The 13,158-nt window shown below is 65.2% G+C and carries 11 protein-coding genes and 1 tRNA gene; 6 read left to right on the top strand and 6 right to left on the bottom strand.

The features are described from left to right. Window positions 1–110 precede the first annotated feature (110 nt). On the bottom strand, window positions 111–1,010 hold the full coding sequence (locus PF66_RS22060; RefSeq protein ID WP_054063834.1) for a LysR family transcriptional regulator: 900 nt from the start codon (window positions 1,008–1,010) through the stop codon (window positions 111–113). 103 nt (window positions 1,011–1,113) lie between these two features. Between PF66_RS22060 and PF66_RS22065 the strand changes: the two genes are divergently transcribed. The 6 genes from PF66_RS22065 (at window position 1,114) to PF66_RS22090 (ending at window position 9,011) form a co-directional block, all read left to right on the top strand. Further along, window positions 1,114–2,538, top strand: a complete 1,425-nt coding sequence (locus PF66_RS22065) for an aldehyde dehydrogenase family protein (RefSeq protein WP_054063835.1) — start codon at window positions 1,114–1,116, stop codon at window positions 2,536–2,538. Between the two features lie 175 nt (window positions 2,539–2,713). Next, on the top strand, window positions 2,714–3,658 hold the full coding sequence (locus PF66_RS22070; RefSeq protein WP_054063836.1) for a 2-hydroxyacid dehydrogenase: 945 nt from the start codon (window positions 2,714–2,716) through the stop codon (window positions 3,656–3,658). A 308-nt stretch (window positions 3,659–3,966) separates the two neighbouring features. Beyond that, window positions 3,967–5,793, top strand: a complete 1,827-nt coding sequence (locus tag PF66_RS22075; RefSeq protein WP_054063837.1) for a glycoside hydrolase family 15 protein — start codon at window positions 3,967–3,969, stop codon at window positions 5,791–5,793. 186 nt (window positions 5,794–5,979) lie between these two features. Then, on the top strand, window positions 5,980–6,483 hold the full coding sequence (locus tag PF66_RS22080; RefSeq protein ID WP_054063838.1) for a hypothetical protein: 504 nt from the start codon (window positions 5,980–5,982) through the stop codon (window positions 6,481–6,483). A 334-nt stretch (window positions 6,484–6,817) separates the two neighbouring features. Continuing rightward, the gene (locus PF66_RS22085) at window positions 6,818–8,077 is read left to right on the top strand and encodes an Nramp family divalent metal transporter (RefSeq protein WP_416773459.1); all 1,260 of its coding nucleotides are present in this window, start codon (window positions 6,818–6,820) and stop codon (window positions 8,075–8,077) included. A gap of 70 nt (window positions 8,078–8,147) precedes the next feature. After that, complete coding sequence (locus tag PF66_RS22090) at window positions 8,148–9,011, top strand: LysR family transcriptional regulator (RefSeq protein WP_054059835.1); 864 nt, start codon at window positions 8,148–8,150, stop codon at window positions 9,009–9,011. A gap of 103 nt (window positions 9,012–9,114) precedes the next feature. On the opposite strand, the gene hcnC is transcribed toward PF66_RS22090, so the two are convergent. The 5 genes from hcnC to PF66_RS22115 all read right to left on the bottom strand — a co-directional run bounded on the left by hcnC (window position 9,115) and on the right by PF66_RS22115 (window position 13,004). Next, window positions 9,115–10,383: a cyanide-forming glycine dehydrogenase subunit HcnC gene (hcnC, locus tag PF66_RS22095; RefSeq protein ID WP_054059836.1), complete on the bottom strand. Its 1,269-nt coding sequence runs from the start codon at window positions 10,381–10,383 to the stop codon at window positions 9,115–9,117. 3 nt (window positions 10,384–10,386) lie between these two features. Next, window positions 10,387–11,784 (bottom strand): cyanide-forming glycine dehydrogenase subunit HcnB, encoded by a 1,398-nt coding sequence (gene hcnB / locus PF66_RS22100; protein ID WP_054063839.1) that lies wholly within the window; start codon window positions 11,782–11,784, stop codon window positions 10,387–10,389. Continuing rightward, window positions 11,781–12,095, bottom strand: coding sequence for a cyanide-forming glycine dehydrogenase subunit HcnA (gene hcnA / locus PF66_RS22105; protein WP_054059842.1), 315 nt, complete (start codon window positions 12,093–12,095; stop codon window positions 11,781–11,783). The genes hcnB and hcnA overlap by 4 nt, the downstream gene beginning before the upstream one ends. A gap of 317 nt (window positions 12,096–12,412) precedes the next feature. Further along, window positions 12,413–12,835: a hypothetical protein gene (locus PF66_RS22110; RefSeq protein ID WP_054059838.1), complete on the bottom strand. Its 423-nt coding sequence runs from the start codon at window positions 12,833–12,835 to the stop codon at window positions 12,413–12,415. A 93-nt stretch (window positions 12,836–12,928) separates the two neighbouring features. Continuing rightward, a tRNA-Asn gene (locus tag PF66_RS22115) sits at window positions 12,929–13,004 on the bottom strand. Between the last annotated feature and the right edge of the window lie 154 nt (window positions 13,005–13,158).

A 13,158-nucleotide genomic window follows, 5' to 3' on the forward strand; every position in this document is an offset into this window, starting at 1 on the left:
CGGGCAAGCCCGGCTCCTACAGGGGGAGCGTCGTACACACCATTGGCGGACACCTCATCACTGTAGGAGCCGGGCTTGCCCGCGAAGAAGCCAACACAATCCCGCAGTAACTACAGAAGCGCCCCGCCGCGCTCGCGGATCAGCTCGATCAACGCCCGCAACCCCGCCGGCACGTGTCGGCGGCCCGGGTAGTACAGCGACAGGCCATCGAGCGCTGGTGTCCAGTCCTGCAGGACCGGGACCAGAGTCCCCGCCGCCACATCGGCCGCCGCGTTCCACTGCGAGATAAAGGCCAGTCCCAGCCCGGCCCGCGCGGCCTCCAGGACCAGGCCCGGCTCATCCAGGGTCAGCACGCCCGGCACATCCACCTCCAGGCTCTGGCCGTGGCGCGAGAATTCCCAATGGTAGATCCGGCCGCTCGGCATGCGCAGGCGAATGCAACGATGCTGGTACAGATCGGTCGGTGTCTGCGGCAGCGGATGCCGCGCCAGATAGTCCGGGCTGCCCAGCACCAGCAGGCGCAACGGCAGACCCAGGGGAACGGCGATCATGTCCTGGGGCACACTCTCGTGCAGGCGAATGCCGGCATCGAAACCTTGCGCCACGATATCGATCAGCTTGCTCTCGGTGACGATATCCACATTCATCTGCGGATAACGCCGCATGTATTCGATGAACAACGCCATCGCCTGGTTCGCCGCCCCCACCGACGTGTTGATGCGCAACGTCCCGCTGGGCACACCGGCATGGCTGCCGGCCTGCTCCATGGCCTGACGGATGGCCGACAGTGCCGGCGAGATGCGCTCGACGAACTGCGTCCCGGCCTCGGACAAGGCCACGCTGCGGGTCGTGCGGTTGAACAGGCGGGTGCCGAGCCGCCCCTCCAGCGCCGACACCGCATGGCTCAATGCCGAGGTCGACACGTCCAGGTCGGCGGCCGCCGCGCGAAAACTGCGGTGCCGGGCCACCGCCAGCACCGCTTCCAGTTCACTGAGCCCTGATGTGCGCATTATCCCAAATCACTCACCAAGTCATGCCGATTTATCCCATTTATCAGGCCAATGCTAGTCGCTTACCGTATTCGACACCACCCGAACACGCTTTGGAGCCGCCATGCAACGCATTGACCAGATCTACATCAACGGCACGTTTGTCACCCCCCATGGCCAGGAATGGTTCGACCTGTTCAACCCGAGCACCGCCCGGGTCATCGGCCAGGTCCGTCTCGCCGACGAGCACGACGCCGATGCCGCCATCGCGGCCGCCAAGGCGGCCTTTCCGGCCTTCTCCCGCACCGGCAGGACCGAGCGTGTCGCCCTGCTGCTGCGCATGCATGCCGCCATCGCCGCCCGTGAAGAACAACTCAACGAGGCGATCATCGAAGAGTACGGTGCCCCTGCCTCGCGCTCGCTGTGGATGGCCCGGCACGCGGCGAGCGTGCTGCAGGAGGCGGCCCGGGTCCTGCAGGACTATGACTTCATCCGCCAGGCCGGCAGTGCCCAGGTGAGCATGCAACCGCTCGGGGTCGCCGGCCTGATCACCCCGTGGAACAGCAACGCCGGCTTCATCTGCGGCAAGCTCGCCGCCGCCATCGCCGCCGGCTGCACGGCGGTGATCAAGCCCAGTGAAATGAGTGCCCTGCAGACCCGCATCGTCAGCGAGGCGCTGCATGAGGCCGGCCTACCGCCCGGAGTCTTCAACATCGTCACCGGGCGCGGCGAAACCGTTGGTGCGCGGCTCAGCAGCCACCCGGACGTGGCGAAGATTTCCTTTACCGGCTCGACCGCCGTCGGCAAGCACATCCTGCGCTCGGCCGCCGACAGCCTGAAACGGGTCACCCTGGAGCTGGGCGGCAAGTCACCGGTGCTGATCCTCGACGATGCCGACTTCGACCAGGCCATCCCCCTGGCCCTGCAGGCCGGCTTCATGAACAGCGGCCAGGCCTGCATCGCCGGCACCCGGATCCTGGTACCGGAGCAACGCCTGGCCGAGGCCGAGGCGGCCGTGCTCAAGGCCATTGCCGGGATCCGTAGCGGCGATCCGCGGTCGGCGGACACCAGCATCGGGCCGATGGTCAGCGAGAAGCAGTGGCAGCGGGTGCAGCGTTACATCCGCATCGGCCTCGACAGCGGCGCGCGCCTGCTGAGCGGTGGCGAAGGCCTGCCCGAAGGTCTGGAAGCCGGCTGGTTCGTCCGGCCGACGGTGTTCAGCGCGGTGACCAACGACATGACCATTGCCCGCGAGGAAATCTTCGGGCCGGTGCTGTCGATCATCACTTACCGTGACGAGGAGGATGCCCTTCGTATCGCCAACGACACGCCCTACGGCCTGCAGGCCTATGTGCTGGGCCACGATATCGAACGGGCCCGCAAGGTTGCCGAACGGATCGAGGCCGGGCGCGTGCTGATCAATACCCTGGCCCACGAGCCGAAGGCTCCGTTCGGTGGGTTCAAGCAATCGGGGATTGGCCGCGAGTACGGTACCTATGGAATGGAAGCCTTTCTCGAACCCAAGGCGCTGCTCGGGCTGCCTGCCTGAAATGCGATCCCTGCGGGAGCGTGGCTTGCCCGCGAACAGGTACTCAAGCCTTGCGCAACACCCGGGAATCGCCCACAAGGACCAGGTGGCAATCAGAATCAACTGACAGGCTTGCCCCGGCGGTCCCTCGGCGTTAGGTTGGCCGACATTCACTGGCCAACGGGCGGAGAGCCGCATGTCCAACGTCGTACTGGTGTTGACGGAGACCGTCACCGAATACCTGCCGATCATCGAGCGCCATGGCTTCGAACTGATCCTCGCGCCCACCAGCGCCCTGCGCGCCGAAGCCATCGCCACCCAGGGCGCACGCATCAACGCCGTGCTGACCCGCGGCCCGCTCGGCCTGTTCGCCGATGAAATCGCCGCCCTGCCACGGCTGGAGATCATCTGCGTGATCGGCGCCGGCTATGAAAAGGTCGACCTGCACGCGGCCAGGCAACGCGGCATCGTCGTGACCAACGGCGCCGGCGCCAATGCCTCGTCGGTGGCCGATCACGCCCTGGCCCTGCTGCTGTCGCTGGTCCGTGATATACCCAGGGCCGACGCCTCGGTACGTCGCGGCGAATGGCGCAAGCTGATGCGCCCGTCACTGGCCGGCAAGCGCCTGGGTATCCTCGGCATGGGCGCCGTGGGCCTGGAAATTGCCCAGCGGGCCGCACGGGGTTTCGGCATGGCGGTGAGCTACCACAATCGTCGTCAGCGCGAGGCTATCGAATATGCCTACTGTGCAACGCCAGTCGAGCTGGCTGCCGCCTCGGACTTCCTGATCGTCGCCACGCCGGGCGGTGCCGCGACCAACGGCCTGATCGGCCGAAAGGAACTCGATGCCCTCGGGCCGGACGGTTTCCTCGTCAACATCGCCCGCGCCAGCGTGGTGCTCACCGACGAACTGGTCGCCGCCCTGCAGCAGGAGCGGATCGCCGGTGCAGCGCTGGATGTCTTCGACGACGAGCCGAACGTGCCGGACGTGCTCAAGGGCTTGCCCAATGTGGTGTTGACACCCCACGTCGCCGGCCTGTCGCCGGAGGCTTCGCAGGCGACGGTCAGCCTGGTGGCGCAGAATCTGCTGGCCTATTTCTCTGGCCAGCCGGTCCTTACACCCGTTGCCCTGCCCGAGTGATCGCCCCCCCTTTCCCAACGCCCCAAGATCATTCCCGGCGATGGTGTCACCGTCCATGCCAGCACCGAGGACGGCTGGGCCCAAGTCATGTACGTTGCCCGGAACGGTGAGGATTTTACCGGCTGGATCGAGGAAGACCGCCTCAAGCTCGGCGATCACCTGGGTGGCAACCTGGAGCCGGATGACGCCCTTGAGCAGTAAGTCTGCCCTCGGTCTGAACTTCCGTCGAGCCATACCGGTCAGCTCAGTGAGTGCCGCCACGCTGCGCAGTCAACCAAGCCTGTTCCTCGACCCGGAGTCCCGCGGCCATGACCGAGCGTTCCAACGAACCCCAGAGCCCAATCGAAGCCCACGGCATCATCGGCGACAGGGGCAGCGCCGCGCTGGTCAACGACCGTGGCAGCGTCGATTTCTTCTGCTGGCCGGCCTTCGACAGCCCGGCGATCTTCTGTGCCCTGCTGGACACGCCCGACGCCGGGATCTTCCAACTGGCCCCGGACCTGCCCGACGCACGCCGCGAGCAAATTTACCTGCCCGACACCAATATCCTGCGTACCCGCTGGCTGAGCGCCCAGGCGGTGGTGGAGATCACCGACCTGCTGCCGGTCAGCGATGACCAGGACGACCTGCCGCTGCTGATCCGCTGTGTGCGGGTGGTCAGCGGCCAGGCGACGTTCCACCTGCGCTGCGCGGTCCGCCATGACTACGCCCGCGCCGCCACCACCGCCCGCCCCGACGGCAACGATGTCTGCTTCGATGCACCGGGCCAGCCGAGCCTGCGCCTGTGCGCCGACCAACCCTTGCAGGTGGAACGCAATGCCGCCGTCGCCAGCTTCCAACTGGGCCAGGGCCAGGAAGCCGAATTCCTTCTCGGCGCCCTCGACGACCCACGGGTCCGGCTCGGCGACAGCCAACTGGCCCTGCAGCACACCCTGACGTTCTGGCAGCACTGGATCGGCCGCTCCACCTACCGTGGCCGTTGGCGCGAAGCGGTCAACCGTTCGGCCCTGGCCCTCAAGCTGCTGACCTCGCGCAAGCACGGCGCGATCCTCGCCGCCGCGACCTTCGGCCTGCCGGAAAGCCGCGGCGGCCAACGCAACTGGGACTATCGCTACACCTGGATCCGCGATGCCTCGTTCACCATCTACGCCTTCATGCGCCTGGGCTATGTCGAGGAGGCCAACGACTTCATGCGCTGGTTGCGCGGGCGTGTCGGCGACGGCTGCGAGCAAGCCATCAAACTCAATATCCTTTACGCCATCGACGGCACCCGGCAGTTGCCCGAAATCGAGCTGACGCACCTGTCCGGCTACGGCGACGCGCGCCCGGTACGCATCGGCAACCAGGCCTGGGAGCAGGTCCAGCTGGATATCTTCGGCGAGCTGATGGATGCGGTGTACCTGACCAACAAGTACGGCGAAGCGATTTCCCACCAGGACTGGCTGCGTGTCGGCCAGCTCATCGACCACGTCTGCGCCAACTGGAACAAGCCCGATGTCGGCATCTGGGAGATGCGGGGCGGCCCGCACCACTTCCTCCATTCGCGACTGATGTGCTGGGTGGCCCTGGACCGCGCCATCCGCCTGGCCTCCAAGCGTTCGCTGCCGGCGCCGTTCGCCCGCTGGGACCAGGCCCGCCAGGCCATCCACAACGATATCTGGAACAACTTCTGGAATGCCGAACGCGGACATTTCGTCCAGCACATCGGCGGCACCGGCCTGGACGGCTCGATGCTGCTGATGCCGCTGGTACGCTTCGTCGGCGCCACTGACCCGCACTGGCTGGCAACCCTGGACGCCATCGAGAAAAGCCTGGTACGCGACGGCCTGGTGTACCGCTACCGCAACGACGACCACCCCATCGACGGCCTGCCGGGCAACGAAGGCGCCTTCGCCGCCTGCTCGTTCTGGTACGTCGAGTGCCTGGCCCGCGCCGGCCGCGTGGAGCAGGCGCACCTGGAGTTCGAACAGTTGCTGCGCTACGCCAACCCGCTGGGACTGTATGCCGAGGAATTCGATCCCCAGGCCCGGCACCTGGGCAATACGCCACAGGCCCTGACCCACCTGGCACTGATCAGCGCGGCGTGCTTTCTCGACCGCAAGCTCAGCGGCGACGTCACGCCGTGGCAGCCTTGAGCGGCAAGGCTGGGGGCATTTGTATGAAGTTTGTAACGAAACTGAATATAGTTCATGGCCCGTCGATACACTGGGTTGGAATTCTTTCAATCACCCGACATTCGACAGGACATTTCCCATGGTTTTCTCACCAGAAACCGGGCAGGACGCCAAGGCCGCCAGCCACCTTAACGCTGGGGGTCGGGTATGAGCGTAGGTTCGATCACCGCGTGGGCCACCGAGATGCGCTCGCGGGTCCTCAAGCAGGGTACCGCGGCGGCGGAAAAGGCCGCCAAGCAGAAGGTCAAGACCGACGAGGTGCTCAAGGACATCAAGCCGGACCCGAAGGCACTCGACACGGCCAAGATGGCCAAGGACAAGTTGCAGTCGAAATTCCAGGGCTTCGACCCGAAAGCGGTCACCCCCGAGCAGTTGTCCAAATACAGCGACATTCTCAAGGAACAGGGCCTGATCAGTGCCTCCAAGGCGAACCTGCTGTCCAGCGCCGGCACGCAGAAAAAGCCGAACGAGAAGTTCAACGCCCTGGACTATTTCGCCAACCAGATCAGCACGCTGCAGAGCGGCCCGAGCAAGAACGAGCCGTTCGCCAACGTCATGATCCCCGAGTACAAGCGGGCGATCAGCGTGATGCTCAACCTGCAACAGTTCGCCAACTCCGGCGCCAGCCTCTCCATCGACACCAAGGCCTGAGGGCCTTGTCTCCATCCGTGGCGCCAGGCGCCACGGGTTGCCTGCCGACAATCCCCCGCAGCTTTCGTGTACCCGTCTGCCTTCTCGCGCCGCGCCTGAAGCGCAAATGATCTTTATCTATCAATGCAAATGATTATTATGTAGATTGAAATCCGACCGATTCGCGCAAACTGGAGCACCCGCAAGATGCCAAGCACAATCAACCGGGCTTGGGCCGGAGCCTGCAAGCGTCTAAGCTGGGGACCCCATTCCTTCAGCCTTGGATCGCCGTGTGAAATTCAGCCTGCCGAAAGTTGCCACCGCCCCCTTCTGCCCTTCTGAAGTGAACGGCTCGATCGCAGTCGACAGCGGCGCGCCGTTCTTCAAGCGCGTGCTGCGCTTCGCCGGCCCCGGTTTGCTGGTCTCCATCGGCTACATGGACCCGGGCAACTGGGCCACGGCCATCGAGGCCGGCTCGCGCTATGGCTACAGCCTGCTGTTCGTGGTGCTGCTGGCGAGTCTGGCGGGCATGGCGGTGCAGTGCCTGTGCTCGCGCCTGGGGATCGCCACCGGCCGGGACCTGGCGCAACTGTGTCGGGACCGCTACAGCCCGCGCTCGGCCAAGGCCCAATGGTTGCTCGCGGAAATTTCCATCATCGCCACGGACCTGGCCGAGGTGCTCGGCTGCGCCCTGGCCTTCCACCTGCTGCTGGGCTGCTCGCTGACCTTCGGCATCGTCCTGACGGCTTTCGACACACTGCTGATCCTGGCCTTGCAGAACCGCGGTTTCCGCCGCCTGGAAGCGATCATGCTGGTGCTGGTGGCAACCATCGGCGTGTGCTTCTTCATTGAACTGGTGCTGATCAAGCCCTACTGGCCGCAGGTGTTCGACGGCTTCAAGCCCTCGGTCTCGGCCCTGAGCGAAGCCGCTCCGCTGTACCTGGCCATCGGCATCCTCGGGGCGACCGTGATGCCGCATAACCTCTACCTGCACACCTCCATCGTGCAGACCCGCCTGGTCGGCCAGGACCTCGCCAGCCGCCGCGATGCGGTGCGCCTGGCGCGCTTCGACACCATCGGCTCGCTGGCCCTGGCACTGCTGGTGAACGCGGCGATCCTGATCCTCGCGGCGGCAGCCTTCCACCAGTCCGGACACACCGAGGTGGTGGAGATCCAGGACGCCTACCACCTGCTCGATCCGCTGGTGGGCGGCGCCTTCGCCAGTATCCTGTTCGGGATCGCGCTGCTGGCTTCGGGGCAAAGCTCGACCTTCACCGGCACCATTGCCGGGCAGGTGATCATGGAAGGCTACCTGAACCTGAAGATTCCCTGCTGGCAGCGCCGCCTGATCACCCGCGGCCTGGCCCTGATCCCGGCGTTCATCGGCGTCTGGCTGATGGGCGAAGGCGCCGTCGGCAAGTTGCTGGTGCTGAGCCAGGTGGTGCTGAGCCTGCAACTGCCGTTCGCCCTGTACCCGCTGATCCGCATGACCGGCGACGAACGCCTGATGGGCGAATTCGTCAACCGCTGGTACACCCGGGGCCTGGCCTGGCTGCTGTTCGTGGCGATCAGCGCGGCGAACGTGTGGCTGATCGCCCAGGTGTTCAGCGACTGACCGAACGGCGCGCAGACCTGGTCGGGTCGCTAGCGGTTACACTGTGCTTCCCTTGCTCCCGGGACGATCCATGGATATCGACCTCGCCCGCACCTTTCTCGAAATCGCCCGCTGCGGCAGCCTGGTGGCTGCCGCCGAGAAGCTGCACGTGACCCAGACCGCGATCACCGCCCGGGTGCAGAAACTCGAAAGTCAGCTCGATGCCAGACTGTTCGTGCGCAACCGCGCCGGCGCCCGGCTGACCGCCGACGGCGAGGCCTTCGTGGTCTACGCCAACCAGCTGGTGCAGACCTGGGATGCCGCCCGCCGCAATCTGCCGCTGCCGGAAGGGTTCAACAACATGCTGCACATCGGTGGCGAAGTCAGCCTGTGCAACCCGCTGATTCTCAGTTGGGCGAAGGCCCTGCGCGAGCACATCCCCACCCACGCCCTGCGCACGGAAATCCGCGACGGCGAGCAGTTGCTGCGCCAGCTCGAACTGGGGGTGCTCGATGCCGCGCTGGTCTATCAGCCCACCTACTGGCCGGGGCTGCAGGTGGAACAGTTGCTGGAGGAAAAGCTGATCCTGGTGCGTCTGGTGGAACAGCCCGACCCTTACGTGTACATCGACTGGGGCGAGAGCTTCCGTCGCCAGCATGACGCCGCCCTGCCGGACAAGGCCCGGGCCGCCGCCAGCTTCAACCTGGGCCCGGTGGCCCTGCAGTTCATCCTGGGCAATGGCGGCTCCGGCTATTTCCGCACCCGCGTGGTCCAGAGCTACCTGGACAGCGGCGTGATGGAGCGGGTGCCCAAGGCGCCGGAGTTCAGCTACCCGACCTACCTGGTGTATGCCCGCGAACGGGACTCGGCCGCTCTGCAGAAGGCCTTCGAGCTGCTGCGCGAAATCGTCAGGGCCGATACCGACTGGTCCCAGCGCTGGGACCCGACGACCTGAACCTCAGGCCGGGCTGACACTGGCACGTCGCCCGTGCCTGGCGAGCACGCTCTGGATGAGCCCCTCTTGCGCAGGCCTCCCCGCGTCAACGCTCCCACAGGTTTCAGGCGGGTGCGAGATCCTTGTGCGGCACTGCTCCCAGGGTCGCGGCAGCGTCGAAGCGATCCGCCAGGAACGGCGTGATATCCAGCGGCAGTGGCTGCTCATTGACCAGGCGTTCGAGCATCACCCCGGTAATCGCCGAGGTCAGGATCCCGGTACGGAAATGGCCGCAGGCATTGAGGTAGCCCTCGACACCCGCCATCGGTCCGAGGATCGGCAGTTCATCGGGCGAACCCGGACGCAGGCCGGCCCAGCAGCGCTTGAGGTTGATGCCCTGCAGTTGCGGTACGCAGCGCACGGCCCCCTGCACCAGCCCGGCCACTTCCGGGAAGGTGGTGGTCACGTCGAAGCCCTTGTCCTCGGTGGTGCTGCCGATCAGGATCTCGCCGTTGTCCTTCTGCGCCATGTAGCAATCGCTGGTGGTCAGGCAGCCACGCAACAGGCCGGGCATGCGTTCGGTCAGGAGGATCTGCCCCTTGACCGGCTTGACCGGAATTGCGATCCCGGTGGCCTGCCGGCTCAGTTCGGCGGCCCAGGCCCCGGCGGCATTGATCAGCGTGGAGCAATGGAACTCGCCCTCCTCCGCCGTCCTTACACCACTCACGCGGCCGCCGTGGTGCAGCACGTCGGTGACGTTGGTGTTGAAAAACAGATCGACACCATTCTGCCGGGCGCCCTCGGTGTAGGCATCGGCCAGGCGGAACGGGCTGACCTGATGGTCGCAGAGAAACTCCAGCGCGCCTTGCGCCTCGCCACTCACCGCCGGCTCGGCTTCGCGCAGGGCGTCACGGTCCAGCCAGCGCAACTGGTCGGCCAGGTGCGGGATGTGCGAGACGATATGTTCGGCATAGAGCCGATCCTCCTCGTCATAGATCACATACTTAAGGCCGGTGCGTTCGAACTTGCAGTCCATGCCGTGACGTTCGAGCAGTTCGCGATGCAACTGCGGGTACAGCGCATTGGACTGCAGGGCGAAGTCGAAGAACGACTGCGGCAGGATATGCGGGGTGCTGGAGTCCACCGCCACCGCCGCACCATGGGCCTCGCGACGGCGCCGGGCGGACATCATGCGAAAGAAGATCACCCCGCAGCCCAGTCCCACCGATTCGCCGATGGCCCACAGGCCGCCGGCTGATGCGCGGGTCGCGTTGCCCGGACGCTTGGCATCGATCAGGGCGATCCGCAGGTTCTTCTCACGGGACAGGTGATAGGCGCAGGAAGCACCGATCACCCCACCACCGGCAATCACGACATCGTAGGTTCTGTTCATGGTTCAGGCGTCCTTGCCCAGTTGCTCGAAAGCGGAAAAAGGAATCGGCTCGATAGGAAAACGTGGTCGCAACCAGCCGACGTCGGCACGACCAGTGGCATCACGCAGGCGGTCGCTGCAGTAGCCGACACACATCCGTCCCTGGCAATCGCCCATGCTCACGCGGGTACGCATCTTCAGCGCGGCCATGTCCTGCACGCCCTGGGACAGTGCCAGGTCGATGTCGGCACGGGTGGCGTGTTCACACCGGCAGATCACCGTGTCGGGCCTGGCCAGGTCGATCTGCCGGGTGCCGCGCCGGGTGTAGCGGTCGATACCGGAACGGAACTTGCGGATCTTCGCCAGCCGTTCGAGATAACCCTGGCGCAACGCCAGGGCCGCGTCGGCACCGAGCACATCCCGCTGCATCAGGATGGACACCGCGGCGATCCGTCCGGCCAGCATGGCCGCTTCGCCGCCGCGAATGCCGCCCATGTCGCCGGCCAGGTGAATGTGCGGCTCACTGCTCTGCTGCCAGACATTGGTCTCGGCGCACAGGTAGCCGTCGGCATTGAAGGCGTGGGCCAGGCCCATCTGCTGGCTGAGCTGGGTGCGTGGGATGAAGCCGTAGCCGACGGCCAGGGTCTGGGCTTCGAGCTGATGCGCCCGTGCCAGGTCCGGTTGCCAATCCTCGGAATACGGCGCCAGGGTCACGTGGGTCAGTTCGTCCTGGCCCCGTGCCTCGACCACGCCCCAGCCGTAGTGCATGGGGATGCCGTGCAGCTTCAGGTAGGCCAGCATGCTCAGGCCATCGAGGAACATCTGCGGCTTGTTCAACAGCACCAGGCTTTCCCGGGCAATGCGGCCAAAGGCGCTGGCTTCGTAGATACCCGCCACCGGCACACCCGCGGCATGCAGCTGGCAGGCCACCAGTGGCAGCAACGGCCCGGTGCCGGCAATCACGGTCGCGCCCAACGGCTTGACCACGCCACTCTTGATCTGCAACTGCAGACCGCCAAGCAGCATCACCCCAGGCAGGGTCCAGCCGGGAAACGGCACGTTGCGCTCATGGCAGCCGGAGGCCAGCAGCAGTTGCGGATATTCGACCGGATACAGGCATTCATCGGCATCCAGTGCCATCAGCGTCCGCGCGCCCTCGCCGCCGACGATGCGGGTGTTGAGGCGCACATCGACCCGGTCGGCACAGGTGGCGAATTCACCGTGCAGTTTTTCCAGGGTCGAACTGTAGCGCGCCCCCAGGTAGTCGAGATCGACGCCACTGCGCAGGGGCCCGCGATAGACCACCCCACCCAGGCGCGAGGCTTCTTCGAACAGTACGCTGGACACCCCATGGCGTGCCAGTTCGATGGCGGCCGACATGCCCGCCGGGCCACCGCCGACGATGACTGGAAGCTGGCTCATAGCACCTCCAGCGCGGCAAAGCGGCTGACGCCGGTTTCGATACGCATGCCGGGTTTGACCAGGGTCTGGCAGGCTCGGCGCTTGAGCCGGCCATCGATCGACACCAGGCAGCTCTGGCACACCCCCATGCCGCAGAAGGCACCGGCCACTTGCCCGTGGTCATTGCGCGAAACCTGACGCAGGCCGACCGACTGCAGCACCGAAAGCACGGTCTCGCCTTCTGCCGCGGGCACATCCTGGCCATTGAGGTGGAGGGTCATATCCGCCCGGGGAAGCGGCTGAATATCGTATTTTCGATCCAGGTTCTGCATGTTCTGCATCATCCATGATTGACGTGAGTGGACTGCCACCCTGAGCCCGGCACTTCCTGGCCCGGCCACGACACACATATGGCGCATCGCGGCCACAGAGTGGTGGTTCGCCGCTGCGCGGGGAACCGATGTCCATCACGTTAAGGGGTTGTCCGAGACAAAACCTTGATCCAGGCCAGTAAAGGTGGGGAAAACCCTACCGGCCGTCAGGGCTGCACAGAGGATTGCAGTCCACAGCAAGTCAGTGCCACAAGCAGGGTTGGCACGCGACTGCCGCTTGCAGAGACGGCAGTCGAGGTATCAAAGCGGCTTGAGTATTACTCGGCGACCGCCTGAAGCAACCACTCGCCATCGCGCTCCACGATCAGGCCGCTGGCCAGCAGCAACGGGCGCAGGCGGATATGCAATTCGGGCTTGACGAATTCCCGCACCCGGGACAGGTCCAGCAGGCCCGGCACTTCCAGCTCGGCCTTGAAGAACGACAGCCAGGCTTTCTTCAGCGCCAGCAGTACGTCGCTCGGGGTGGTCCTGGCGAACTGGCGGTTGACCACCTTGCCCAGCTCAAAGGTGTGCTGGAAAGCATAGCCGGTCTCGACGCCCGAATTCTCCAGGCAGCGCAGGCACCGGCACGGACCGTCGGCGAACGCCTGGAGCAGGAAGGCGTTGAAGTCCATCACCGGCTTGAGGGAAAGCCGCTTGTCCACCTGAAACAGATCGTCCTGCTGGGCCATGTCCGCCATGCTGATTTCCTCGACTGTGGGCGACCGCCAATCGCAGCCGCCTGAATTTCGGGCAAAAAAAAACCTGCATCGCTGCAGGTTTTTTCTTCTATCTGGCTCCACAACCTGGACTCGAACCAGGGACCCAATGATTAACAGTCATTTGCTCTACCAACTGAGCTATTGCGGAATGGCGCCTATGTTACTGATATAAAAAGAGAAGTCAACCCCTGGTCGACAACGGCCGGCCCCTGCCCCGCGACGGCCGTGTATCACAGTGTGTCTCCACGGCGTGGCGACACACGTCCTCAAGCATCCAGCGAATGCCGAACACATCCCGGATA

This window comes from Pseudomonas asplenii (assembly GCF_001293465.1).
GTDB classification, from domain to species: Bacteria; Pseudomonadota; Gammaproteobacteria; order Pseudomonadales; family Pseudomonadaceae; genus Aquipseudomonas; species Aquipseudomonas fuscovaginae_B.

What these genes read in the sequence shown, in the direction of transcription:
- PF66_RS22110 (WP_054059838.1), bottom strand. Translation starts at nt 12,835, where the DNA reads ATGGCGGACATGGCCCAGCAGGACGATCTGTTTCAGGTGGACAAGCGG.
- PF66_RS22065 (WP_054063835.1), top strand. Translation starts at nt 1,114, where the DNA reads ATGCAACGCATTGACCAGATCTACATCAACGGCACGTTTGTCACCCCC.
- PF66_RS22075 (WP_054063837.1), top strand. Translation starts at nt 3,967, where the DNA reads ATGACCGAGCGTTCCAACGAACCCCAGAGCCCAATCGAAGCCCACGGC.
- PF66_RS22090 (WP_054059835.1), top strand. Translation starts at nt 8,148, where the DNA reads ATGGATATCGACCTCGCCCGCACCTTTCTCGAAATCGCCCGCTGCGGC.
- PF66_RS22060 (WP_054063834.1), bottom strand. Translation starts at nt 1,010, where the DNA reads ATGCGCACATCAGGGCTCAGTGAACTGGAAGCGGTGCTGGCGGTGGCC.
- PF66_RS22080 (WP_054063838.1), top strand. Translation starts at nt 5,980, where the DNA reads ATGAGCGTAGGTTCGATCACCGCGTGGGCCACCGAGATGCGCTCGCGG.
- hcnC (WP_054059836.1), bottom strand. Translation starts at nt 10,383, where the DNA reads ATGAACAGAACCTACGATGTCGTGATTGCCGGTGGTGGGGTGATCGGT.
- hcnA (WP_054059842.1), bottom strand. Translation starts at nt 12,095, where the DNA reads ATGCAGAACCTGGATCGAAAATACGATATTCAGCCGCTTCCCCGGGCG.
- PF66_RS22070 (WP_054063836.1), top strand. Translation starts at nt 2,714, where the DNA reads ATGTCCAACGTCGTACTGGTGTTGACGGAGACCGTCACCGAATACCTG.
- hcnB (WP_054063839.1), bottom strand. Translation starts at nt 11,784, where the DNA reads ATGAGCCAGCTTCCAGTCATCGTCGGCGGTGGCCCGGCGGGCATGTCG.